29 protein-coding genes are annotated in these 23,265 nt (G+C 71.1%); 8 read left to right on the plus strand and 21 right to left on the minus strand.

Annotation, left to right across the window (positions count from 1 at the left end):
- Entirely contained in the window at positions 1–468 is a 468-nt protein-coding gene (locus BBK82_RS42840; RefSeq protein WP_065920026.1) for a nuclear transport factor 2 family protein, read from the plus strand.
- An 18-nt stretch (positions 469–486) separates the two neighbouring features.
- A complete protein-coding gene (locus BBK82_RS42845) occupies positions 487–801 on the plus strand; it encodes an NIPSNAP family protein (RefSeq protein ID WP_065920027.1) in 315 nt (104 codons plus the stop codon).
- A 90-nt stretch (positions 802–891) separates the two neighbouring features.
- Here BBK82_RS42845 and BBK82_RS42850 read toward each other — a convergent pair whose 3' ends face one another.
- Positions 892–1,842 carry an ArsR/SmtB family transcription factor gene (locus BBK82_RS42850; protein WP_170068062.1) on the minus strand — a complete coding sequence of 317 codons (951 nt, stop codon included), beginning with the start codon at positions 1,840–1,842 and terminating at the stop codon, positions 892–894.
- Positions 1,843–2,386: 544 nt separating this feature from the next.
- Between BBK82_RS42850 and BBK82_RS42860 the strand changes: the two genes are divergently transcribed.
- Complete coding sequence (locus tag BBK82_RS42860; RefSeq protein ID WP_065920030.1) at positions 2,387–2,884, plus strand: hypothetical protein; 498 nt, start codon at positions 2,387–2,389, stop codon at positions 2,882–2,884.
- 33 nt (positions 2,885–2,917) lie between these two features.
- Here BBK82_RS42860 and BBK82_RS42865 read toward each other — a convergent pair whose 3' ends face one another.
- From BBK82_RS42865 to BBK82_RS42890, 6 genes are all read right to left on the minus strand, one after another.
- The gene (locus tag BBK82_RS42865) at positions 2,918–3,457 is read right to left on the minus strand and encodes a hypothetical protein (RefSeq protein ID WP_065920031.1); all 540 of its coding nucleotides are present in this window, start codon (positions 3,455–3,457) and stop codon (positions 2,918–2,920) included.
- Positions 3,403–5,061, minus strand: a complete 1,659-nt coding sequence (locus BBK82_RS42870) for a patatin-like phospholipase domain-containing protein (RefSeq protein ID WP_065920032.1) — start codon at positions 5,059–5,061, stop codon at positions 3,403–3,405. Before BBK82_RS42870 ends, BBK82_RS42865 begins: the two co-directional genes overlap by 55 nt.
- 1 nt (position 5,062) lies before the next feature.
- A complete protein-coding gene (locus BBK82_RS42875; RefSeq protein ID WP_154697838.1) occupies positions 5,063–6,667 on the minus strand; it encodes a P-loop ATPase, Sll1717 family in 1,605 nt (534 codons plus the stop codon).
- A gap of 139 nt (positions 6,668–6,806) precedes the next feature.
- Positions 6,807–7,415: a hypothetical protein gene (locus tag BBK82_RS42880; RefSeq protein ID WP_065920034.1), complete on the minus strand. Its 609-nt coding sequence runs from the start codon at positions 7,413–7,415 to the stop codon at positions 6,807–6,809.
- Positions 7,416–7,574: 159 nt separating this feature from the next.
- Positions 7,575–7,952, minus strand: a complete 378-nt coding sequence (locus BBK82_RS42885; protein WP_065920035.1) for a sensory rhodopsin transducer — start codon at positions 7,950–7,952, stop codon at positions 7,575–7,577.
- 33 nt (positions 7,953–7,985) lie between these two features.
- Positions 7,986–8,324, minus strand: a complete 339-nt coding sequence (locus BBK82_RS42890) for an SRPBCC family protein (RefSeq protein WP_335618021.1) — start codon at positions 8,322–8,324, stop codon at positions 7,986–7,988.
- Between the two features lie 209 nt (positions 8,325–8,533).
- Here BBK82_RS42890 and BBK82_RS42895 point away from each other — a divergent pair, with 209 nt between their 5' ends.
- Both BBK82_RS42895 and BBK82_RS42900 read left to right on the plus strand, forming a co-directional pair.
- A complete protein-coding gene (locus BBK82_RS42895; RefSeq protein WP_083268590.1) occupies positions 8,534–9,253 on the plus strand; it encodes a GAF and ANTAR domain-containing protein in 720 nt (239 codons plus the stop codon).
- Positions 9,254–9,369: 116 nt separating this feature from the next.
- A complete protein-coding gene (locus BBK82_RS42900) occupies positions 9,370–10,560 on the plus strand; it encodes an MFS transporter (RefSeq protein ID WP_237047889.1) in 1,191 nt (396 codons plus the stop codon).
- Here BBK82_RS42900 and BBK82_RS42905 read toward each other — a convergent pair.
- Positions 10,548–11,015 (minus strand): MarR family winged helix-turn-helix transcriptional regulator, encoded by a 468-nt coding sequence (locus BBK82_RS42905; RefSeq protein WP_065920036.1) that lies wholly within the window; start codon positions 11,013–11,015, stop codon positions 10,548–10,550. The genes BBK82_RS42900 and BBK82_RS42905 overlap by 13 nt on opposite strands.
- Before the next feature lie 60 nt (positions 11,016–11,075).
- Between BBK82_RS42905 and BBK82_RS42910 the strand changes: the two genes are divergently transcribed.
- Positions 11,076–11,438, plus strand: a complete 363-nt coding sequence (locus BBK82_RS42910) for a VOC family protein (RefSeq protein WP_065920037.1) — start codon at positions 11,076–11,078, stop codon at positions 11,436–11,438.
- 59 nt (positions 11,439–11,497) lie between these two features.
- Here BBK82_RS42910 and BBK82_RS55275 read toward each other — a convergent pair whose 3' ends face one another.
- Together BBK82_RS55275 and BBK82_RS42920 are read right to left on the minus strand one after the other, a co-directional pair.
- Positions 11,498–11,704 carry a YdeI/OmpD-associated family protein gene (locus BBK82_RS55275; protein WP_065920038.1) on the minus strand — a complete coding sequence of 69 codons (207 nt, stop codon included), beginning with the start codon at positions 11,702–11,704 and terminating at the stop codon, positions 11,498–11,500.
- Between the two features lie 149 nt (positions 11,705–11,853).
- Positions 11,854–12,828: a GlxA family transcriptional regulator gene (locus BBK82_RS42920; RefSeq protein ID WP_418287471.1), complete on the minus strand. Its 975-nt coding sequence runs from the start codon at positions 12,826–12,828 to the stop codon at positions 11,854–11,856.
- A gap of 71 nt (positions 12,829–12,899) precedes the next feature.
- On the opposite strand from BBK82_RS42920, the gene BBK82_RS42925 reads away from it, so the two are divergent.
- Positions 12,900–13,745 (plus strand): NAD(P)H-dependent oxidoreductase, encoded by an 846-nt coding sequence (locus BBK82_RS42925; protein ID WP_083268591.1) that lies wholly within the window; start codon positions 12,900–12,902, stop codon positions 13,743–13,745.
- Here the strand turns inward: BBK82_RS42925 and BBK82_RS42930 are convergent.
- The 3 genes from BBK82_RS42930 to BBK82_RS42940 form a co-directional block, all read right to left on the minus strand.
- Complete coding sequence (locus BBK82_RS42930; RefSeq protein ID WP_065920040.1) at positions 13,657–14,154, minus strand: methylated-DNA--[protein]-cysteine S-methyltransferase; 498 nt, start codon at positions 14,152–14,154, stop codon at positions 13,657–13,659. The genes BBK82_RS42925 and BBK82_RS42930 overlap by 89 nt on opposite strands.
- 28 nt (positions 14,155–14,182) lie before the next feature.
- Positions 14,183–15,400 (minus strand): PP2C family protein-serine/threonine phosphatase, encoded by a 1,218-nt coding sequence (locus BBK82_RS42935; RefSeq protein WP_065920041.1) that lies wholly within the window; start codon positions 15,398–15,400, stop codon positions 14,183–14,185.
- Positions 15,401–15,468: 68 nt separating this feature from the next.
- A complete protein-coding gene (locus BBK82_RS42940) occupies positions 15,469–16,350 on the minus strand; it encodes an NmrA/HSCARG family protein (RefSeq protein WP_065920042.1) in 882 nt (293 codons plus the stop codon).
- Between the two features lie 101 nt (positions 16,351–16,451).
- Between BBK82_RS42940 and BBK82_RS42945 the strand changes: the two genes are divergently transcribed.
- Complete coding sequence (locus tag BBK82_RS42945) at positions 16,452–17,009, plus strand: TetR/AcrR family transcriptional regulator (RefSeq protein ID WP_065920043.1); 558 nt, start codon at positions 16,452–16,454, stop codon at positions 17,007–17,009.
- Here the strand turns inward: BBK82_RS42945 and BBK82_RS53335 are convergent.
- The 8 genes from BBK82_RS53335 to BBK82_RS42980 form a co-directional block, all read right to left on the minus strand.
- Positions 16,993–17,208 carry a hypothetical protein gene (locus BBK82_RS53335; protein ID WP_218920521.1) on the minus strand — a complete coding sequence of 72 codons (216 nt, stop codon included), beginning with the start codon at positions 17,206–17,208 and terminating at the stop codon, positions 16,993–16,995. The genes BBK82_RS42945 and BBK82_RS53335 overlap by 17 nt on opposite strands.
- Positions 17,156–17,950 (minus strand): LLM class flavin-dependent oxidoreductase, encoded by a 795-nt coding sequence (locus tag BBK82_RS42950; protein WP_218920522.1) that lies wholly within the window; start codon positions 17,948–17,950, stop codon positions 17,156–17,158. Before BBK82_RS42950 ends, BBK82_RS53335 begins: the two co-directional genes overlap by 53 nt.
- A 303-nt stretch (positions 17,951–18,253) precedes the next feature.
- On the minus strand, positions 18,254–19,201 hold the full coding sequence (locus BBK82_RS42955; RefSeq protein ID WP_237047890.1) for a LysR family transcriptional regulator: 948 nt from the start codon (positions 19,199–19,201) through the stop codon (positions 18,254–18,256).
- A gap of 40 nt (positions 19,202–19,241) precedes the next feature.
- Positions 19,242–19,658, minus strand: coding sequence for a nucleoside deaminase (locus BBK82_RS42960; protein ID WP_065920045.1), 417 nt, complete (start codon positions 19,656–19,658; stop codon positions 19,242–19,244).
- Entirely contained in the window at positions 19,655–20,479 is an 825-nt protein-coding gene (locus tag BBK82_RS42965) for an LLM class flavin-dependent oxidoreductase (RefSeq protein WP_237048488.1), read from the minus strand. The genes BBK82_RS42960 and BBK82_RS42965 overlap by 4 nt, the downstream gene beginning before the upstream one ends.
- Before the next feature lie 81 nt (positions 20,480–20,560).
- Complete coding sequence (locus BBK82_RS42970; protein ID WP_065920047.1) at positions 20,561–21,769, minus strand: MFS transporter; 1,209 nt, start codon at positions 21,767–21,769, stop codon at positions 20,561–20,563.
- A 324-nt stretch (positions 21,770–22,093) separates the two neighbouring features.
- Positions 22,094–22,279, minus strand: a complete 186-nt coding sequence (locus tag BBK82_RS42975; RefSeq protein ID WP_065920048.1) for an integrase — start codon at positions 22,277–22,279, stop codon at positions 22,094–22,096.
- A 52-nt stretch (positions 22,280–22,331) separates the two neighbouring features.
- Positions 22,332–23,096, minus strand: a complete 765-nt coding sequence (locus BBK82_RS42980) for a DinB family protein (RefSeq protein ID WP_065921823.1) — start codon at positions 23,094–23,096, stop codon at positions 22,332–22,334.
- Positions 23,097–23,265: the final 169 nt, after the last annotated feature.

The following is a 23,265-nucleotide window of genomic DNA, read 5'->3' on the forward strand; positions in this document are numbered from 1 at the left end:
ATGACCGACCTCGCCGCCCGCGCGGCCATCGCCGACGTCGTCACCGCCCTGGCCCACGCCCAGGACGACAAGGACTGGCCGGCCCTGCGCCGGCTGTTCGCCGACGAGGTGGTGCTGGACCTGTCCACCCACCACTTCGGCACACCACCGGCCCCCATGACGGCCACCGACCTGGTCGCCCTCGCCAGCACCACCCTCACCGGCTTCGACAGCACCCACCACTCCGCCTCGAACCTGGAACTGCACCTGTCCGACGACAACGCCGAGTGCCGCGTGCACGTCGTCGCCTACCACCACGTCCCCACCGACCCCGGAGTCGTCGACCACTGCACGATGCGCGGCTACTGGCGACTCACACTGCGCAGACTCTCCGAACGCTGGCTGATCACCCACTGGACCGTGCAGCGCACCTGCCCGTGGGAAGGCTCCCCGGACGTCTACGCCCTCGCCGCCGCCCGCACGTCCTGACTTCCCAGGAGAACCACGATGTTCTACGAGATCCGCACCGAACACGCCCGCACCGGCCTCGGCGCCGAACTGGCGCAGTACATGGACGAAACCGTCATCCCGCTGCACCAGGAGACGGGCATGACCGTGGTCGGCTCGTTCACCGCGGCCGACGACGAGGACAGCTTCGTCTGGATCCGCCGGTTCGAGGACGCCGCAGACCGCGAACGGGTCCTGGCCGCCGTCCACGGCCATCCCCGCTGCCCGGCCGTCGTCGACACGGTGTCGGCGTTGCTGGGGCAGGCCGAGACCACGGTGCGGCTGACACCGACCCCTGGTTCCGGCCTCCGCTGACCCAGGCACAGGGCGTGGACACCGGCGCACGTGCCTCGGCCTCGGGCAAACTGCTGCTCCCGCCCACTCGGAGAGGCGTGTACGACGGTGTCAGGCTTGTGTCTCGTTCTGAGCGAGCAGGTTCGCACCGGTGGCGGTGAGCGTGTGGCTGGCCGTGCCTCGATGGCGGCTCGTGGTGATCAGCCCGGAGGCTCGGAGGGTCGCGGTGTGCTGGCTCACCGCCGCCGCTGAGGTGCCGACGTGTCGAGCGAGCTCGCTCGTGGTCGCGGCGCCCTGCGCGATCCGGGCGAGGACCGCGGCACGGGTCCGGCCCAGCAGCCTGTCCAGCCGCGGCGACCGCTCACCCGCGGCGCCGGCGACCGCGGCCGGGTAGGCCAGGGTGACGCGCCCGCGGTCCTGGAGGTCGACCCGCAGCACCGGTTTCCGCAGGAAGTAGGACGGCACGACCTCGATGCCCTGTCCGCCCAGCTCGGTGTCGACGGTGCGGGTGTCCTCGATCGAGAGCGTCGTGCCGTCCCACCGCATGGAGGGGTGCAGGGTCTCCAGCAGCAGGCCCACCCCGCCCGCGGTCATCTGGCGCGCCTGCCGGGCGCGGTCGGCGTGCAACGCCGCTTCGACGGTCGCCCAGGCAGGCTTGATCGCGATGTCGTGGAACCCGCGAAGCGCCTGGAGGACCTGTGCGCGGACGCCGAGGTCGTCGTCAAGTCCGCGCAGGACCGCGGGCAGAGCACGAGCGCCGCGGGTGAACCAGCGGAGCTCCTCTCTCACCGCGCTGACCGGACGGCTGAGCAGGACGTCGTCATCGAGTTCGGGCCCCATCAGCGGGATCAGGTCCAGGCACGGCTCGGCGGGCGGTGAGATCGCGCCGAGCACCCGGAACCACGGCCGCATCTGCTTGCGCACCTCGGCACGCCAGGCTGCCAAACCGTCCCCGGAGCCGCGCAGCGCACGAAGAGCGAACAACGTCTCCGTCACGCGGCTCGTCCCGGTGGGCAGCCGGGTCCGCGCGATGTCAGCGGCCGTGAAGTGGATTCGGTGCACGGCGACCATGCTGCCAGCGGTGTTAAGCCAGGACTTCACCGCCTCGACGCCTTCGGTTGCCAGACACCAGGATCGCGCACAACGCCTTGCCACGGACAACGCCGGAGTCGTTACCCGGCTTTGCACCTTCGCTGCAGTCCACTGCTGCGGCCAACAGCGAGCGATGCGTTGTTCCTTCGACATGTCCGAATCTGAGGGGAACCAGCAATGATTCGTCGTTTCGTCCAGGTGGCTGCGGTCACCGGCGCGGCTCTGGCGCTCATGAGCTCCGCGGCCGGCGCCACTCCGGTGACGGAGTCCAGTGCACCGGGTGTCCTGGCGTGCCACAGCGCCGCCCCACCCACCCAGACGCCGGGCTGGGCGCACGGCAGGGGCTTCGGAAGCTGCGTCCAGAGCGTTGACGTCTTCCTCCAGCGCCACCGCGCCTGGGACGGGTCATCGATGCCAGCGCTCCCGCGCAGCGCGATCTCGGCTGAGCGCCGCGTCCACTGCTGACAGCTGCTCCCACCGCTGAGCCACACGTCAAGCCACTACACTGCCGGGTGTGACTGGCGCGCCGGATGCCCCGCTCTCCGCGATCGACGACACCGTCGTCGTCGAGTACGGACAGTTCTGCCTCCAGGACCTGGCCCGCCTGCACGGCGCCGCAGAAGCACCGGTTCCCGCCGGCGACTGGTTGCTGGTGGGTGGTCGCGGAGGGGTGCTGTTCCGCAGCGCTGAGAGCGACCACTACCCAGCCGTCCGGGTGGAGCTGTGGGCCGATCGACCGCCGATGCACGACGAACCGTTCGACGCCACCGGCGATTCCACTTTCTCGATGGACGGCACGGAGCTCCAGCTGTGGTCGATCACAGCTGCGACGGGCTGCCACACTCTCCGAGTGCCCGCCGCAAACACCTACCACGTCCGGGCTCACGTCAGCGGCCGAGCTGACATCGAAGCCGTGGAAGCCAACGATCCTGCCAGCTTCGCTGAAGGCGTCGAACGGTGGCTCATCCAGATCTGGCCGGCCTGGCACGGATCCGCCGTTGTCCCTCAGTGATCAAGGCGCGCAAAGCGCTGGCCGCCGGCCCCTTCAGCTGAGCACGATGTGCACCGGGCGTAGCAGCGCTTCCGGGATGTTCAGCAGCCCCAACGCTTCCGTCCCCGCCTCATAGCCGAGGCGCCGATAGGCCTCGAACTGTTCGTCGGTGAACATCTGCCGGCTGGTCGAGTGGTTGGGGAACCGGCCTTCCCGCGCCTTGAACGCGTGCAGGTCCCAGCTGGCCGACCGGGTGAGCACCGCCTTGCCGTAGATCAGCTTGGCCTCACCGTCCTGGTCCGGGTACTTCACCGTGCCCCGCACGGCCATGACCTCGCTCATGCCGTCCGCTCCCGGCATCGTCGGGCGCGGGTCGAGATCGACGTCCGCGCCGAGCTCGCTGCGCGCCAAGGCGATGGCGCGGCCGATGTCCAGGCCGGCACCGGTGGGATCGCTGCTCGCGTCGAAGCACAGGACGTGGGTGCACCGCCTGCGCAGCAGCTCCACCAGGCCCATGTTCTCCCAGTGCCCGCCGTCGGTCAGGTAGATGAAGCGGTGGGTGGACTTGGTGGCGCCCAACGCCTCGCGCAGCACGTACAGGCGCCTGGTTCGTGCCAGCCGTCGCGCACGGAGGCCCGCAGGCGGCCGGCCCAGCCGCGCGGTGGCTCGGGTTTGCGCTCCCATCGCGGGTGCAGGGGGTTCTTGATCCAGACGCCCAGGCGGACGTTCGTCAGTGCCATCAGGAAGCGCAGCGGTGGATAGGTGAACCTGCCCATCAGCGGTGACAGGGCGGCGCCGGAGACGGCCATGATCGACGGCAGGGTGAGCTGCGTGCCCGGCAGGCCGGCCTGCTCCTCGTACCAGTCGGTGCCGCGGCGGCCGAACAGGCCACCGCCGCTCTGGTCGTGCTCGAAGGTGAACGACTCCGCGAACCGGCCGACCGGCACCTCGTCGCTGGTGAGGTTGACCGCGCAGCACACGATCAGCTTGGGCATCCTGCGTCCGCTCGCGCCGAGCTTGCACCCCACCTTGGAGAAGTAGAGGCGCTCGTCGTAGCCGATCGGCTCGCACACGACGTTGCCGCCCTCGTCCGTCCTGCGCCGCAGGGCGAACACGCTGTTGAGCCGCTCGCGGTAGAACAGGTGCATCGAGTAGCGGCGGTTGTGCACCTTGATCGCCATCAAGCCGACCACGGCGATCGCGATGAGCACGCCGAGCAGGTCGCCGGCACTGCGGATGCCGACCCGCGCGGCGTACTCCAGCGACGACAACAGGGGCACGAGCAGCAGACCGGCGCTGCCGAGGCCGGACAGCACCAGCATGAGCCGCAGGGCGCGGAACCGGCGGCTCAGCGCGAGCGCGGCGATGGCCAGCACCAGCGACAGCACCAGCCACACCGCGGCGATCGCGATCCGGCCCTGCGTGGTGTCGAAGGTCTCCGGCTGCTCGGGGAAGAGCAGGGGGATCAGCGCGGCGGAGACGGTGCCGTACAGCGAGGCGAGCAGTGGCAGCACCAGCAGCACCGAGATCACGCAGACCAGCGTCACCAGGTTCGCGGCCACTCCCTCGGACCGCGTCTCGCCGTAGTTGCGGGGAGACCGGCGGATGTCGTTGAACCTGCGGTAGGCCACCAGCAGCACAGCCGTGACCGAGAGCGCGCCCGCGGCGATCAGCAGCACCGTCAGCATCGGCGACGCGGGCAGGGCGAGACCGTTCAGCCGCAACTGTTCCAGCGGCTGACCGAGCAGGTTCAGCGCCCACCCCGTGAGCCGCCCTCCGATGAACGCGCAGAGCACGAACGGCAGGTAGTTGAGGATGAAGCCGTAGACCATGCTCAGCGCGAGCCACAACCTGCCGACCCGCCCCGGCGCCAGGTAGTTCGTGTGCTGGCGCAGGTAGCGTTCCTCGACGGAACCGTTGCTCCAGTGGGGTTTCCCGTTGTCCGTGTCCGGGTCGCTGTAGGCCCCGGTGATCGTCAGCGCGCTCGCGACGTAGTTGCCGCCCGACACCCCGGTCAGGTAGTCGGCGCGCTCCAGGACGTGCTGTCGCTGCAACGCCTGCATCGCACCCAGGTTGAACGCCGCGGAGCGGATTCCCCCACCGGACAACGCGATCCCGATCCGCATCCCCTCCGGCGGGTCCTCGACGTACTCGGACCCCACGTTCGGCAGGCTGCGACCGCCGTGCCCCAGTGCCATGTCAGCCTCGCATCGCCATGGCCGTGTACCCCAGCGAGACCCGGTAGTCCTCGTCGGCGGGGTCGCAGCCGTGGGGGTAGGTGGCCTTCGCGTTCTTGCTGCGCAGCTTCGGCAACGACCGTTCGTGCAGGTACCGGGTGAACAACGGGTGGAAGCACAGGAAGTCGGTGTCCTCCTCCGTCGTGAGGTTCGAGTCGAACGTGTACTGGAAGTGCGCTTTGTTGTAGCGCGCCGTCTCGTCGAACCGCACTCCGAGCGCTCCCAACGTGAACAGCATCGGCAGGAACTCGCCGAACTCCATCCCGGTCGCCTTGCGGATGCCCTCGCGGTTGAACACCCGGTGCAGGTCCTTGGCGGCGAAGCAGATGCCCAGCCGGTCCGACAACCGGACCAGCGCCTCGCGCGCCAGCGGGAACGACGCCTGGTGCGCGGCGAAGATCCCGTTGACCACCATGCGTTCCGCTCGCCGGGTACCGCTGCGGATCGCCTCCTCGGTCACCGCCCACGGCGCCGACCCGTCCACCGGTGCGGTGAACACGCTGTTGAGGATCTCGATCAGGTGCCGCGGCAGCAGCTGGGTGTGCCGCAGCAGGTAGGCGAGCGGGTCCTCCTCGGCTCCGAGCCCGCTGGTCATGCGCGGCGGCAACGCGGCTCGAAGCAGTTGCGGCTCTTCTCTGCCCGCCGCCTTCTTCAGCAGCTCCCCGTACTGCTCCGGGTGGTGCGTGCCCAGGTAGAGGCCCAACCTGTTGTCCGCCAGCTTGAGGAGTTCCTTGGCGGTCCAGTAGATCGTGAGGTAGCTGCCCCGGAAGTCCTTCTCCGGCGCGGTGGAGATCTCGTGGATCTGGTCGAAGAGCTCGCTCGGCAGGCAGATCTGCACGCCGAACGCGTCGTTGCCGAGGATCACCCTGCCGACGCAGCGGAACATGCCGGACAGCACGTCACGCAGCTCGGGCAGCCTCGCGTGCAGGTCTTCGAGGTTGTCCATCACGATCACCAGCGACTGCTGCCGCTTCTGCAGGATGGCGCGCATCGCCCGGCGCGCCTGGTCGAACGTGACGCCACCGTGCGTGATGTCGCCGATGATCTCGTTCAGGCCGATGAGGTCGCGGTTGGCGATCCGGCGCTGCAGCTCGGCGAGGAACCGCTCGGTGACCTTGGTCGCGTCGGTGTGCTCGGGACGGTCCAGGTGGTCCCAGACGTCCTGCAGCTCGTTCACCGGGTCGTTCTCCTGCGCGGTGTCGTGCACGTGGAACAGCGCGACCTGCTCGAACACGGCCTCCCAGATGTCCGCGGCCTGGTCGACGAAGAGCGGCCCGCGCACCTCGGTCCAGCGGCGGATCACGCTGGCCATCCACTGGTAGACCGTCGCGGTGCGCAACGCCCGCACGCTGTTGCTCATCGTGGAACCGAAGAGGAACGCGGTCTTGCCCGCGCCCTTGCGGCCGATGATGTAGGTCGGGCGGCTCGCGCCGATGGCCTGCGCGTAGATCAGGTTGGAACGGTCGAACAACTGGTCCACACCGACGAGACCGGCCTCGAACACGCTCTCGCTGTCCGCCGGACCGAATGGCTCCCGAGTGGTGAGGATTTGATTCAGTGCTTTCACGGCACCTCCCCATCGCCATACAAGTGCACGCAGCCGAACCGCCGATGCGAAACCGCTATGGCACCACCCGAATGCATGAAAGATTCCAGGCGGCTTGTTCTCGTGCGGACCGCGCACCTTTCGAGGTCGAACCCGCCGGTCAGCGCCTCGGTGCGTTGCCGGCACCGCGACGCCGGCCACGTCCGGCGTGCTCGAAGTCGAAGTTCGCCGTGCTGTGCCGCCAGGCGAGTGCGACCGGCACCAGCAGTGACGCGTAGCCGGCAGCCGGAACCGCGATCCACCCGGACAGGTGCGGTGCCGCCTTGACGAGCATCAGGCCGATGTACCCGAGGTAGATGGTCCCGACCCCGCCATAGGCGATGAGTATCGCCGCGCGCTGGGCCGGGTGGGCGGTGTGCAGGTTGCCCGCCTTCTCGCTCGCGGTCACCCCGATCTCACCGCGATCGAGCGACGAGGCGTCGGGCCCGGTCATCCGGTCGAGGAGGGCTCGTTCGAGCGTGAGGATCGACCGGGCGCGGACAGCGGCGAGGTTCAGCAGCACCGCGTGGAAGGCGGCGATGCAGACGAGCGGGAACGGGAGCAGGGAGATGGCCCAGCCGAGGAGGTCCAGCTTGTCGTAAAAGGCGATCGTGCCGACGAGGTACGTCACGGCCGCGCCCATCGTGGCGAGGCTGACGGTCAGCGTCGTCGAACGGTCGGCGCGGTCGGACTGGTAGATCGCGGTCAGCACACCCAGGTCGTCGGACAAAGCGCCTCCCGGCACAGTCGTGTTCAGGAGTCTGCCTTGCACGTGTTTGCGGCAGCACCTCGACATTCAGCGCGTTCAACCGGATCACTACTTCACGAAACCGATCACCTGAAGCGCGAACGCTCGATGATCGCCCGATCAGAGCACGCCATCGCCAGGTCAGCCGGCCGGCCAGGCGATGGTCGACAGCAGTGCCAGCTCGGCCTGACGCGAGTCGAGACGGCTGTGCTGCACCACGACGGGCACGTCGCTGTGCACCACCGTGGCGAAGTCGGTGTCCCGCGGGATCGGCTCCGGGTCGGTCAGGTCGTTGAACCGCTGGTGCCGGGTGCGGCGGGCGGGCACCGTGAACCGGTAGGGGCCGACGGGTTCCCGGTCGGTGAAGTAGACGGTGATCTCCACCTGGGCGTCGGTGTCGGACGCGTTGAGGATGCACGCGGTCTCGTGGCTCTCCAGGGCCGGTCCATCGCCGTGGCCGCTGCCGGGGATGTGCCCCTCCGCGATCACCCAGGTGCGCTGTCCGAGTGCGTTCTGCATGCTCCGTACTCCTCCGTCGGGGTCCCCGTGCGGTTACCCCGAGACGGGCCGGTGAACCGCGGCGTACGCGGCCAGGCCGTTCGCCATGTCCTGCATGAAGCCCCTCAGGTAGCCGGGGAACGTCTCGCGCATCGCCTCGCCGACCACCTCGTAGGTGCCGTGCCAGTGGATCCGGGTGCCTCCGCCCGGCAGCTCCTGCAGCTCCACCACCGCGTCGTAGTCCGACATGAACGGGATCTCGACACCCTCGTAGCCGAACCGGCGCTCAGGGTCGAGAGCCGTGATGCGCTCCTTCGTGACGACATCACCGGTGCGGAACGCGCACGTCGCCCCGACGCCGGCCCGCTCCGCGGGTCCAGCAGCAGGGCCCACACCGCCGAGCGAGGTGCCGTCGACTCGGCCGTCACGTCGTAGTTGCTCATGATCACGACGCTGGTGACGGCACGACCGGGGAGGAATGCGCGGGATTGCTGCCTGTCGACCAGGAGTTGCGGTGGCCGGCTCGCCCCCGTTCGGGCGTACCTCGGCCCGAAGCGGGCTGCGTTTGGGGCCGCGGTCCCGCGGGGTAGACGATCGCGAGAATGGTTGATCCGGTGGTGGAGGGCGTCATGGCCGTGACTGACGGCAGCTTCAGAGGACTCGCCGAGACGCTCAGCGGCGTCGCGCGGACCCTGCAAGCCGAGCCGGACGTCGAGGCGACACTGCTCGCGATCGTCAAGGCCGCCGTCGACTACATCGCAGGTGCCGAACACGCCGGCGTCTCGCTGGTCGAGAACGGCAAGGTCCACACCGTCGCGCCGAGCAGCGGCATCGTCGAGACCATCGACCAGCTGCAGTACGACCTCCAGGAAGGACCGTGCGTCGACGCGATCGCCGAGCACCAGACCTACCGCGTCGGCAACTTCGTGGACGAGGCTCGCTGGCCCCGGTTCGGGCCGGCCGCGGCTGACCACGGCATCCACTCGTTGCTGTCCTACCGGCTCTTCGTGACCGACCGCACGCTCGGCGCGCTCAACCTCTACTCCAGCCGCGTCAACGCCTTCGACCAGCGCACGGAAGAGGACGGGCACCTGTTCGCCGCCCATGCCGCGATCGCGCTGGTCGGCGCGCAACGGGAAGCGCAGCTCAGCATCGCCATCGAGAACCGGGACATCATCTCCACGGCCAAGGGCATTCTCATGGAACGCCACGGCATCGACGCGGCCCGTGCGTTCCGCATGCTCGTGGAGGCTTCTCAGGCGGCCAACATGAAGCTGCACCAAGTCGCGGCGTGGCTCGTGGACGAGCGCACCCAAGCCTGAACGAACCGCAGGACGTCCCACCTACCGGGAAGCAGTGTCCGCTGCACTCCCGCACAGGTTATAACCTATAGGGAGCGACCAGGAGGTCATATGACACAACCCGCGAAGCCGGCGCGGTGACTGTCCACACCGGACGCACGGTGACCGGCACACCGGGACGGCGCCTGCTCGTCCTGCTGCTCGCGCACTCGGTGCTGGCGCAGATGGTCACGTTCGTCCTGCGACCGGCCGTCACCTACCGGGCCATCGAGCTCGACGTCCCCGGCGGGTGGCTGGGCGCGCTGGCCGCGTCGTTCGCGCTGGTGCCCCTGCTGCTCGCGGCGCCTTCCGGCCAGGCGACCGACCGGTTCGGCGAGCGGCGGGTGATGATCGCCGGCGCACTGCTGATGACCGCGTCGGCCGCGGTGCTCACGTTCGCCGGCTCGACGACGGCAGGCCTGGCCGCCGGGGTCGTCGTGCTGGGCACCGGCCACCTGTTCTGCGTCGTGGGCCAGCAGGCCGCCGTCGCCAACGCCGCCCCGCCGGACCGGTTCGACGCCGCGTTCGGCTACTACACGTTCGCCGCTTCGCTCGGCCAGGCCCTCGGTCCTGGCCTGATCATCCTGGCCGGCGGCGGACAGGCGGTGCCCGCGACCGGCGCCCTGTTCGCCAGTGCGATCGGCATCGGCCTGGTTCTCACCCTGTGCGCGCTCTTCCTCCGCATGCCGCCCCGACCGGCCGAGTCGCGCGAGCAGGAGACAGGCGGCATCCGCGGCCTCGTCCGGCTACCGGGCCTGCCGCAGGCGCTGCTGGTCAGCTGCGTCGTGCTCGCCGCCGTCGACATCACGCTGGTCTACCTGCCCGTGCTCGGCACCGACCGCGCGCTCTCCGCGGGTTTCATCGGCCTGCTGCTGACCCTGCGCGCGGTCGCGTCGATGACGTCCCGCCTCTTCCTCGGCAAGCTGGTCACGTCGCTGGGCCGGCGGCGCCTGATGATCGGCACCACGGTCCTGTCGGCGTTGTCGATGGCCGCCCTCGCCCTGCCCCTCCCACCCGCCGCGACGGCCTGCCTGGTCGTCGCACTCGGCCTCGGCCTGGGCGTCGGCCAGCCGCTCACGATGGCCTGGCTCGCCACCTCCACCCCACCGGGCCTGCGCGGCCGCGCGATGTCCCTGCGGCTGACCGGGAACCGGCTCGGCCAGGTGGTGATCCCGAGCGCGGTCGGCGCCATCGCGGTCAGCGCGGGTGCCGCGGGCGTTCTCTGCGCCACCGCCGCCGCCCTCGCCGCAGCGGCGGCCCTGGCCCGTCGCGCGAGCTACTCGGCCTGATCTTCGCTCGGCGTTGCGCTGAGTGCGTCGACACACGCGACGAGGTCCTGCAGCAACCTGTCCTGCTGTGCTTCGGACAGCGGTTCGAGCATCCGCTTCTCGACGGCTCGGACCGCGGTGCTGGCGGCGCGCAACTGGGCACGGCCGGCGTCGGTGAGCTCGCTGGGCAACGCCCGGCCGTGCGGCGCGGTCTCGGGACGCGTGACGAGCCCGCGGTCCTGCAGTCCGCGCAGCACCAGGTTCATCGACTGGCGGGTGACGAACACGGCCCGCGCGAGCTCCGCGTTGGACAGTCCGGGCCGCTGGGACAGAACTTCGAGACAGGAGTACTGCGGCACGGTCAGGTCCACCGGTCGCAGTGCCGTGTCCATCGCGGACCGCAGTGCCGTTGCTGCCCGCTTCAACGCGTACCCGACCGCAGAGTCCAGCGGTCCGACCACCTCGGCTTGACCCATGTCAGCATCATGACATACCGTTCTCGATGTCAGCACATTGACATACGAGAGGAACTGCTCATGACTGTGACCGGACCCGACTTCCTCGCACTGCAGGTGCGTGACCTGGAGCGGGCGGCGGAGTTCTACGAGACGCAGCTCGGGTTGCGCAGGGTGCCGAGCCCACCCGGTGCGGTGGTGTTCGGCACGACGCCTGTTCCGTTCGCGGTGCGTGAGGCGTTGCCGGGGGTGGATCTGGACGCGGCACCTTTGGGAGCCGGGGTCGCGTTGTGGTTGCACGCGGAGGACGCGCAGGGGGTGCACGACCGACTGGTGGCGGCGGGCGTTCCGGTGGTCACGCCGCCGTTCGACGGGCCGTTCGGCCGGACGTTCGTGTTCGCGGATCCGGACGGGTACGCGGTGACGATCCACGACAAGGCGTGAGCGGTGGCTCATCGGCGAACAACGCGGCACCACCGACCTCGCCTGGGAGGACGTGCGCGTCAGGACAGCTCCGCGATGATCTTCTCGATCCGCCGCGCACGGGTCTGAGGTTGCTTCGCCGCCGCCACCGCCTCTGCCCGCTGCCGCTGGTTGCTGTAGGACAGCGCGGTGAACGCGGCGCGGAGCGCCGGAACCCGGTCGAGTGCCGCCGCCAGGTCGTCGGGCAGGTCGACGGTGCGTTCGGCCAAGTCGGGTTCGAGAGTCACCTCGACGGTGTCGCCGGCGCTGACGCCCGCCGCCTCCCGGTCGCCGTCTTGCCGTTGAGCTCGACCGCGGTGGTGAACGTGTGGCGGGTCAAGGTTCCTCCTCCGGCGCGGCCGACTGTCCGCCTGGGATGGTAGGCGTTCCCGCGAGCTCAGGTGCGGCCGCGGAACGTGCCGCGGTACGCGGTCGGTGACACCCCCAGCTCGGCCTGCAGGTGCAGGCGCAGCGAACCCGCGGTGCCGAACCCAGCGGCGGCGGCGACCTCGTCGACGGGCAGGTCGGTGCACTCCAGGAGGGTGCAGGCGCGGCGCACGCGTTGCCGCACCAGCCACCTGCCCGGTGAGGTGCCGAGCTCGTCGCGGAAGCGGCGGGTGAACGTGCGGGTGCTGGTGGCTTCCTGCGCGGCCAGGTCCCGGAGCGTGACGGGGCGGTGCAGGTTCGCCAGCGCCCACTCGCGAGCCCGCGCGGTCGAGGAGGTGCGGGGCTGCGGCACGGGCCGGGTGAGGTACTGGGCCTGGTCGCTCGCCCGGTGTGGTGCGACGACGGTGCCGCGGGCCACCTCGTCGGCCACCGCGGCGCCGTGGTCGGTGCGGATCATGTGCAGGCACAGGTCGATGCCCGCCGCGGCGCCGGCCGAGGTCAAGACGCCGTCGTCGTCGGTGTAGAGCACGTCGAGGTCGAAGGTGACGTCCGGGAAACGCGCGCGGGCCCGTTCGGAGGCGCGCCAGTGCGTGGTCACCCGGCGGCCGGTCAGCAGGCCCGCGGCGGCCAGCACGAACACGCCGGTGCAGATCGAGGCGATGCGGGCGCCCGGCCGGATCCGGGCGAGCGCGGCGGTCACCGCCGGGTCGAACGAGCCGTCGTGGTCGGCCGCGGAGCCGGGGACGACCACCGTGTCCGCCTCGGCCAGTGCTTCGGGGCCGTGGGGCACCGTGACGGTGAAGTCGGCGTCCGTGCGGATCTCGCCGGGCACCGGGGCGCAGGTCACGACCTCGTAGAGCGCGCCGCCGGCGGTGGTGCGGGCCTGGCCGAAGAGCCGGTGCACGAGGCTGAGCTCGAAGGGCAGGACCCCGTCGCGGGCCAGGACGGCGACGCGGTGGCGACCGTCGGCGGCGAAAACGGTCATGGCCCGATCCTCGCACATGTTGTCCATCGGGCCGGTCGTCGTGCGGGTCCGGCGCGGTCAGGATCGGTGTCATGAACGTTTTGTGGATTCAGGCCCACCCGGAAACCCGTTCGTTGAACGGCTTTCTCGCGGAAGCGGGCCAGCGGGCCCTGCGCGACGAGGGCCACGAGGTCGAGGTGTCCGACCTGTACGCGATGGGCTGGAACCCCGTCGTCGACGCCGCTGCCTACGCGCACGACCCGGCGCGGCGGTTCCAGGTCGCCGACGCCGCGAAGCAGGCGCACGCCGAAGGCACCGTCAGCGCGGACATCCAGGCCGAGCAGGAGAAGATCGACCGGGCGGACACGATCGTCGTGCAGTTCCCGCTGTGGTGGTTCGGCATGCCCGCGATCCTCAAGGGCTGGTTCGACCGGGTGTGGCACCAGGGGTACGCCTACGGCCACCGCGGGCCGAACGGCGAGTGGATCGGGTACGGCGACGGGTTCCTCGCCGGCAAACGCGCGCTGGCAGTCGTGACGACGGGCGGGCCGGCGTGGTTCTACGGCGAGCGCGGCATCCACGGCGCGATCGACGAGCTGCTGTTCCCGTTGCAGCACGGCATGTTGTTCTACGGGGGCGCCGAGGTGCTCCCACCGGTGCTGGTCACGGGAGCCGACCGGTTCACGCCGGCAGACGGTGACCGGGCGGCCGGAGACCTGCGGGCGCGCCTGCTGGCGATCCCGGTGACCGAGCCGGTCCCGTACCGGGCGCAGAACAGTGGCGACTACGACGAGAACCTCGTGCTGCGACCGGACGTCGCGCCCGGCTCGACCGGTCTGGGCGTCCACGTCAGAACAGGCGTCCGTCCTCTTCCGCCGGTGGTTCCTCCAGTTCCAGCAGGAACCGCTTGCGCTGCAGGCCACCCGCGTACCCGGTGAGCGACCCGCGCGACCCGACCACCCGGTGGCACGGGACGATGATGCTGATCGGGTTCCACCCGTTGGCGTTGCCCACCGCCTGAGCCGCACCGGGATCACCGAGCTCGGCGGCCAGCTGCCCGTAGGTCCGCGTTTCGCCGTAGGGGATCGACGTCAGCAGGGCCCACACGCTCTTCTCGAACGCCGAACCGCGCGGCGCCAGCACGAGGTCGAACGTCCGGCGCGTCCCGGCGAAGTACTCGCCGAGCTGGCGGCGCACCTCGTCGAACCCGGTGGTGACGCGCGGGCCCCGGTCCAGGCGCGGGGTGCGCAGGTGGCCGTCGAAGTACAGGCCGAGCAGGGCCTCGCCTTCGCCGACCGCGGTCAGCGGGCCGATCGGTGAGTCGATGACGGTGTGGTGGACGGACATCCTGGCTTCCAAGGGGAAGGGTGCGTGATCACGCCACGATAGCCGTGCGGCGGATCGCCACCAGGGCGACGTCGTCGGTCGCCGGCTGGTCGCCGACCATCGTGGCCATGACCTGGATGCACACCGACTCCGGGTCGGTGCAGGACACCGCGCCGCGCAGGCGTTCCAGACCGACGTCGAGGTCCTGGCCGCGGCGTTCGACGAGACCGTCGGTGTACAGCACGACCAGGGCCCCCGGTGGCAGGTCCACCTCGACGCTGCGGCGGCCGGTGTTGCCGAGGTCGAAGCCGATGGGCGGGCCGACCTCGGCGCGCACGAAGTCCGGTTCGGTGTCCGGGGTGGCGAGGACGGGGATGAGGTGGCCCGCCAGCGCGAGGCTCATGCGGTGGGCGGCGACGTCGATGGTCGCGTAGGCGACGGTGGCCATGGTCTCGTGCTCGAAGTGGCTCGCCTTGCGGTCGAGCTTGCTCAGCACGACGGCCGGGTCGGTGTACTCCAGCGCGTAGGCGCGCAGGGCGCTGCGCAGGCGGCCCATCACGACGGCGGCGCGCAGGCCGTTGCCCACCACGTCGCCGATCACCACGCCCATGCGCCCGTCGGGCAGGTCGAACACGTCGTACCAGTCGCCACCGACGCCGCTCTCGGCACCGGGGACGTAGCGGGCGGCCAGCTCCCAGCCCTCGGCGGCGGGCAGGTGGCCGGGCAGCAGGCTCTCCTGCAGCAGGGCGGCCGCCGAGCGTTCGGCGCGGGTGCGGTCGACGTACACGGCCACGGCGAGGCGGTCGGCGGCGAGCTGGAGGGCGTCGACCTCCTCGTCGGTGAAGACGCGGGTGGTGGTGCTGCCGACGTGCAGGACGCCGGTGAGCTCGCCCTCGGCGATCATCGGCACGCCGAGCAGCACCTGCAGGCCGTGTTCCCACAGCAGCGGGTTGACCACTGTGGACTCGTCCACGTGCTCGATCTGCAGTGGTCGCCGGTGCTGGGCGACGCGGCCCGCGAAGCCCTTGCCGATCGGCACGCGCACGCCCTGGAAGACCTCCTCCTCCAAGCCGGAGGTCGCCCTCGCCACCAGCTGGGTGCCGCTGCGGTCGGCGAGCAGGACGGTGATCGTGTCGACCGCCAGCAGGTCGCGGAAGCGCTCCAGCAGGACGTGCAGGAGCTTGTCGAGGTCGAGCTCCTTGAGCGTGCCGTCGGTGACGGCGTCGAGGGCGCGCATCCGGATGGAAGGGGTGCCGGGCTCGGCCATGTCACCTCCGTCGCGCCGAACGTCCCCCCGACGCTACGGCCCACCGGCGCGATCGGCAAAAGACGTGATCAACGGACCTGCTCGCGAGCCCAGTCGGCGAAGCTGGTCAGCGGCAGCCCGAGATCGGTGGCGAACCGCGGCCGGCCGGCCATCCCGGTCTCGTTCATCCGGTCGTGGCCCGCGCCCATCTCGGGCATGCCGGCGGCACGGGCCTGCTCCAGCGTCAGGTCCGGTGCGACCAGGTCGACGCCCCAGGCCCGCGAGAGCACCTCGGCGATCTCCGCCATCGACAGGTGCTCGCTCGCGAGCTCCAGCTCCACCCGGTGGAACCGCTCCGGGTCGGCGACGGCGGCGGCCACCGCGGTGCCGATGTCCCGCGTGGCGACCAGGGACAGCCGGGTGGCGGGCCTGACCATGCTCACCAGGCCGCCCTCAAGCCCGCGCGGGAACAGGAACGCCGACGACGGCAGGAAGTTGTCCATGAAGAAGCCGGGCTTGAGCAGCGTCCACCGCTCGAACCCGGCGGCGCGCACCCGGTCCTGGATCGCGGCCTTGGTGTTCATGGACGCGGCCCTGATCGGGTACAGCTCGTCCTCGATCCGCTCGCCGGCGCCGTCGACGGTGGTCTGGATGAACTGCGGCACCCCCTGCTCCAGCGCGGCCTCGACCAGGTTGGTGGCCTGGGCGAGCTCGCCGGCGAAGTCGAAGCCCGCCTCGGTCAGCGCGGCCATCTGCACCGAGAACACCGAGCGGACGCCCTGCACGGCCTGCGTGAGCGACGAGCGGTCGTTCAGGTCACCGACGACGAGCTCGACGCCCAGCGCCTTGGCGCGGTCGCTCTCCGGGTCGCGGACCAGCGCGCGCACGGGCACACCGGCCGCCCGCAGCGCCTGGACCGCCGCGCCTCCCTGTTTGCCGGTCGCGCCGGTCACCAGCACGGGTGCGGTCATGAGTGGGCCTCCTTGCAGCGAGAACATAAACGGCGGGGTCCGCCGTTTACTCGTCCGCTACGATATGGCGGCCCCCGCCACTTAGCAAGCACGAGGTTGTCATGGCCGATGGACAGCGCGCCGACGCCCGGCGCAACCACGGGCGCATCCTGGCCGTGGCCGAGCAGGAGGTCGCCACGCACGGCGCCAACGCCTCGCTCGAACAGATCGCCCGCGTCGCCGGCGTCGGTTCGGCGACCGTGCGCCGCCACTTCCCCACTCGCCACGCGCTGCTGGAAGCCGTGTCGTGGCAACGGATCGAGGTGCTGTGCGCGCGGGCGCGCGAGCTGACCGGGACAGCGGACAGCCGGGAGGCGTTGCTCGCGTGGCTGGCCGACGTGGTGACGTACTGCGTTGCGGCGAAAGGACTTGCGACCGCGCTGAACTACGAGGGCGACCCCGTGCAGGGCAACTCGTGCGCGACCGCGATCGAGCAGGCCGCGGAACCGTTGCTGCGCAGGGCGGTCGACGACGGCGTGGCGACCGCGGACGTCACCGTCTCCGACCTGGTCACGCTGATGGTCGGCATCGTGACGGCCACCGAGCACCACAGGGACCCGCTCGCGACGGCCGAGCGGCTGTTCGCGTTGGCGGTGAAGGGGATCAGCCCGACCGGCTGACGCTCCTGGCCGCACGGGCCAACTCCCCCGCCAGCCGGCGGGTGCGGCTCTGCGTCGCGGCGTCGAGGTCGTGGTGCGCGGTCAGCACGACCTCGGTCGCCCCCGCCTCGACGTACCGGCGCACCCCGGCGGCCACGGTCTCCTCGTCACCGATCAGCGCCAGGTCGACGGGGTCCTCGGTGCCGTTGAGCTCCAGCACCCTGCGGTAGGACGCGAACCGGGTGTAGAAGGCGAGCCCCTCGGCCATGGTGCGGCGGGCGTCCGGGTCGGTGGTGACCGCGGCCGGCACCAGGGCGACCACCCGCGGAGCCGGCCGTCCCGCGGCGCCGCGGCCAGCGTGGGACGATGTGCTCGGCGAGCGCCCTGGGACCGGCCAGGTACGGCACGGTCCCGTCGGCCAGCTCACCGGTGACCCGCAGGGCCCGCGGAGCCATGGCCGCCACGAGCAACGGGGTCCTGGCGGCGCCGGGCACGTGGGTGGGCAGCACCGAGCGGGCGGTGAGCAGCTCGCCCTCGAACTCGACGGGTTCGCCGCGCAGCAACGGTCCCAGCGCGGTCAGGAACTCGCGCAACCGGGCCACCGGCCGTTCCCACGCCAGCCCGAACGCCTGCTCGACGATCGGTGGCGCCCCCAGGGCGACGGCCAGGTGGAACCGGCCGCCGGTGGCCGCCTGCGCGGTCTGGGCCTGGCTGCCCACCAGCAGCGGGTGCCTGCCGAACACCGGCACCGCCGAGACCCCCACGTCGATGCCGGGGACCTGGGCTCCGACGAGCCCGGCCAGGCCGACCGCGTCGTGGTCGAGCCGCTGGCCCGTCCACACCGAGTCGACGCCGTGCGACGCGGCCTCGCGGGCCTCGGCCAGCACCGCCCGCACCACGTTGACACCGCCCGTGCCCGCCAGCGTGACCCCGTACCGCACGGATTGCGAAGTGATCGACATGCACCCCATGTCACCCGCCGCGAACACGCGAGGCACCCCTGATGCCCATCAACCCGAAGCCTGATGCTCCACAGGCATCGACTGGCCGCCCAGCGTCGCCTGCCGGGGCAGTCCGCGACCGTCACGGCCGGGAACGCGCAGGCACCAACCGGGCCAGCCGCCTCGCGGCACGCGGGCAGTCCGCAACCGTCACGGTCAGAAACGCGCAGGCGCCAGCCGGGCCAGCCGCCTCGCAGTACGCGAACAGGTCGCAACCGTCACGGCCAGGAACGCGTGAGCACCAACCGAGCCAGCCGCCTCGCACTACCTGGGCAGTCCGCGACCGTCACGGCCAGAAACGCGCGGCACCAACCGGGCCAGCCGCCTCGCGGTACCAGGGCAGTGCGCCATCGTCACCGCCAGGAACGCGGCCAGCGGCGGCGATCCGTCGGCGGTGCGGAACGCCATCGTGAGATCCGGCAGCCGCACCGGCGGGTCGACCTCGACCATGACGGTCTCGGGCCGGACCAGCCGCCGGGCACTCGACGGCAGCAGCCCGACGCCCAGCCCGCAGGCCGCCAGCCCGATCACCGTGTGCACGTCACGGGCTTGCGTGACCCCGCTCGCCGCGCTCAGCAACGGTGCCAGCACCCGCACCGCCGCCGGTTCGTCGGCGGCCGGTGTGGCGATGAGCGCCTGGCCGCGCAGCTGGTCCGGTGTGACGGCAGGCAGCCGCGCGAACGGATGACCCCGGTGGCACACGGCGATGAGGTGGTCCTGGGCCACCGGGACCGCGGTCAGCCGTTCGGCGCCGTCTCCGGCCGGGGCGCCGCGGGAGATGACCAGGTCGATGTCACCGGCGAGCAGCGCGGCACCGCTCTGGGCCGTCGACAGCTCCCGGCACTCCAGGCCCACGCCGGGGTGCGCCGACCGGAACCGCGCCAGCAGCGACGGCAGCAGCTCGATCAACGCCTCCCCCACGAAGCCGAGCCGCACCGACCCGGTCTGCCCGCGCGCGGCCCGCCGTGCCTCGGTCGCACCGGCCTCGACCTGCTCCAGCACCTGCCGGGCGTGCCCGGCGTAGACCTCGCCGGCGGCGGTGAGCACGACCCCGCGGGCCGTGCGGTCGAACAACGCGGTGCCCAGCTCGCGTTCGACCGCCGCCACCTGCCTCGACAGCGAGGGCTGGGTCATGCCGAGCGCCTGGGCCGCCCGCCGGAAGTGGCGGTGCTCGGCCACCGCCACCACGTACCGCAGTTGCCTCAGCTCCACGGCCTCAAGCCAACCACGCCGATGCCCGGCGGGCATCGCACTACGGGTAGTACCCCTCGACCGGCACCTTCGCCTCGTCGTAGAGGTGCGGGCCGTCGGTGGGCACGGCCGGGAACCCGCCGCCGGTCTTGAGCCCGTTGAGCTGCTCGGTCGCCAGCGCGAACACCACCTGACCGATCCCCGACCGCGCCAGCGCCCCCGCGCACATCCCGCACGGCTCGCAGCTCGTGTACATCGTGGTGCCGGCGGCCGTCTCGGCGTCCAGCGACCGCGCCGCCCACCTGGCCAGCTTCAGCTCGGGGTGCGCGGTGATGTCGTCGTCGCTCAGGCTGGAGTTGCGCTCCTCGGCGAGCACCGACCCGTCCGGTCCGACCAGCAGCGACCCGAACGGCGGGTTGCCGCCCGCGCGCGCCTCGGCCGCCAGCGCGATCGCCCGTCGCACATGCTCCTCGTTCACCGGAACTCCTTTCGTACCGCGGCCAGTGCGTGCCAGGCGACGTCCGGCCGCCGCGTCTCCTCCGGATCGCCGACGAACGGGTCCAGGACCACCGCGTGCGCCCCGTCGGACCGCAGCTGGTCCAGGTCGGCGACGACCTGCTCGACCGTGCCCTCCCCCAGCCGCCGGTCCTGCCCGGGCTCGTCGGTGAGCCGCAGCAGGACGCGCGGTGCCAGCGCGGGCACCGGACGACCTTCCTCGGCGGCGAGGTCCGTCAACCGTGCCACCGACTCCCGCCACGCCGCGGGCGTCTGCCGCAGCGGGTGCCAGGCGTCACCGAGCCGCACCGCCCGGCGCATGGCGGCGTCGCTGTGCCCGCCGAGCCAGATCGGGATGCTCCCCGCGCGGTACCCCTGGTCCTGCCAGGCCTCCCGCACGGTCGTGACCAGCTCTTCGGTGAGCCTCCCCCGGCGCTCGAACGGAACCCCGAGCGCCGCGAACTCCTCCCGCGCCCACCCGACCCCGACGCCGAGCACGAGCCGCCCGCCGCTGAGGTCCGCGAGGTTCGCCGCCATCCGCGCCACCAGCAACGGGTGCCGGTAGGGCGCGATCAGCACGGTGGTGCCGAGGGTGATCCGCTCGGTGACCCCGGCGAGCCACGACAGCGTGGTGAACGGCTCGTAGAACGGCGCCGGGTACTGCTCGGCCACGTCCGGCGTCACCACCACGTGGTCGGACACCATGAGCAGGTCGAACCCGAGGCCCTCGACCGTGCGCGCCCAGTCGCGCAGCACGGCGGGACTGGTGCCCGGTCCGAAGTTCGGGACGTTCACGCCGATCATCACCCACGCGACCCTAGCGGCGGAACGCGGACCGCGGGTCGATGTTGCACACCGGCCCGATCTCCCGGTGCGCACGCCGGATCAGCCGCGTGGGCGGACCACGTTCCGGAGCAGCAGTGTGGTGACCACGCTGCCCACCCCGGTCAGCGCGATCGCGTGACCGGTCGGCAGGAACTCCGCGACCACCCCGAACACCAGCGGCCCGACGCCCTGGACGGTCATCGTGGTGGTGTTCAGCAGCGCGAACCCCTGGCCCTGCAGGTCGGCCGGCACCGCCTCGAGGAACCGGCGCTGCAGACCGAGCAGGTAGGCGGAGCCCACCCCGGTGACCACGTACGCCGCGACCACCGCAGGGTGGGGCAGGTCGGCGACGAGCGCGAGCGACGGCGCGCCCATGACCAGCAGCAGCGGCAGCACGAGCCGTTCCCTGGTGATGGGGGCGAACGCCCGCCCGACCACGACGTCGCCGACGAGCATGCCCGCCGACGTGGCCGCCAGCAGGACGCCGGTCTGCGCCGGGCCGAACCCGCGCAGCGCGGCGTACGGGATGAGCAGGCTGCCCGTCGCGGCCAGGTACGCGGCAGGCAGGCACTGGGCCGCGATCAGCTTGGCCACGCCGGGTGAGCGCAGCAGCTCCGCGTTGCCGCGCAGGGCCCTGCGCACGATCGACCCGCCGGTCCCCCCGGTGCGGACGGCCTCGGCGCGCGCCAGGAACAGCAGGCTGATCACCGCCGCGAGCAGGTGCGTGCCCGCGGTGACCAGCATCGTCCGGTCCACGTCGAGCCACGCGACCAGCGCGCCACCGGCGGCCATGCCCACCATCTGCGCGCCGACCGCCACGACGTAGGACAGCGACCGCCCGAGCACGTAGGCGTCCCCGCTGAGCGCCTCCGCCAGCACGCGGGCGGTGGACCCGGTGGTGATCGGGGTCAGGCACGCCACGGCCGCGACCAGCAGCAGGCTGAGCGCGACCGGGAGGTCGGCGAACGCGAGCACCAGTCCGGCCGCGCACTGCAGCGCGTACCCGGCGGTGATCAGCGTCCGCGGGGTGAACCGGTCCGCCATCGCGGCCAGGAACAGCCCACCGGCCGCCTGGGGCAGGAAGTTGATCGTGATCGCCAGCGCGGTCAGCAGCGGTGAGCTGGTCTGCCGGTACACCAGCACCGCCAGCGCGACGGCTCGCAGGGTGTCCGACATGACGCCGAGCAGCCTGGCCGCGAAGACGGCGCGGAACTGCGGCACCGCGAAGACCTGGCCGTAGGTGGCCTTCGTCGCGAACGGATCGGTCATGGCCAAGTCGCTCCCCGGACGCCTGAGTTGGACTCCGGTACAAAATTAGATCGAAGTAGTCCTTTCAGGGGCAAGCGGGAAAGCCGATTCTCCCGTTTGCCCGGTGGCGATCTCTTCTCACCGCTCACAACGCCCTTCCCCTCGCCGTGCGAGAGGACCTGCTCGACCTCGTTGCCCAAGCCGATGAGGGTCTCGCCGCCGTGGAAGAGGGCGACGACTTATGTCGAGTTCGGCATAAGTCGTCTTGTGCAGACCGTGTGGTTATGCCGATCGGTCGCTGAAGTGTTATGGCAGAACGGTTTTCGTGGGGCATGATCGGCATGATCACAGGTGGTCGAGGAACGCCATGATCGTGTCAGTGGGCTGGTAGCGGCCTGGGACGGCGGTGATCGGTGCAGTGCGGGGCAGAGCGCGTTCTTTGAGCGCGAGGTCGGCGTGGACGTAGATCTGTGTGGTGGCAACACTTTCGTGGCCGAGCCAGAGGGCGATCTCGAATCCGCCGCCCGGCACGGACGCAAAGGGCTGCTTCCGCGTCGCCACTTGGCCGGGAATCGCTCGGCGACTACTGCGGTTCAGACACACCTTCGAGCACTGCGAGGTCGCGCACCGCGTAACGGTGGTGCTCGGCTTCTTCCTTCAGCACTACCTTGAGGCAGCGGCGCACGACGTACTCCTGGTCGGGATACATGTCCGCTGGCTTGCGACCGCACGCCCGGTCGAGCTCGGTCGCAGTGAGCCCGTCGACGACACGCCGCATCGCGGCCATGCGGGCGAGCCGCGGCGCGAGCACCTCGTCGAGCGTCGGGACGGCGTCAAGGGTGAGGCCGAGCCTCGCCGCAGCGTCGGGTGGCGTCCCCCCGGCGGGCAAGCCCAACGGATGGTAGGGCGCTTCCTCCTCGAGCACGGCATTGCCGAGCCAGGCATCGCAGGCGAACAGCAGATGCCGTTGTGTCTCGACCAGCGACCACTCGCCGTCGACCTGCTCGTGCAATTTGGCCTCGGGCAACAGCCTCGCCCGGTCGAGCGTCGCGTCCCACAGGGTCTCGATGGCGTCCCAAGCAGCCCGGTAGTCCTCCGGGGACGCCGCATCCCGCGCCAGCATCCGCGCGGGGTGCCGGCGGTCGAGCTCAGCCTCGACGTAGGCGGTCACGTCGACGTCGTTGACGACGAGGCGCTCGAAGAAGCCACCGAGGTAGACGTCGCTGCCGTAGCAGTCGACGATCTTCAGACTGTCCACCTCGCAATCGCGGATCTCAAGGCCCGCGAGATTGCACAGGTGGATGCGAGCACCGCGGAATTGTTCGCTCTGAACGTATTCGGAAACCATCGAAGCAGTCTGGCCCACCCGTCCCGTCCGCGCCAGGCCCTGAACGTCGACTCGATGCGCGGCGCAGGACGGCACATCGAGACGAGGTCCTGAACCACATCTCCTCGACGCACAGCAAGAACATCAACTCCCGTATCCCGGCGGTCCCCGGTCAACGGTCATCCTGCAA

This window comes from Lentzea guizhouensis, from assembly GCF_001701025.1.
Classification (GTDB): Bacteria; Actinomycetota; Actinomycetes; order Mycobacteriales; family Pseudonocardiaceae; genus Lentzea; species Lentzea guizhouensis.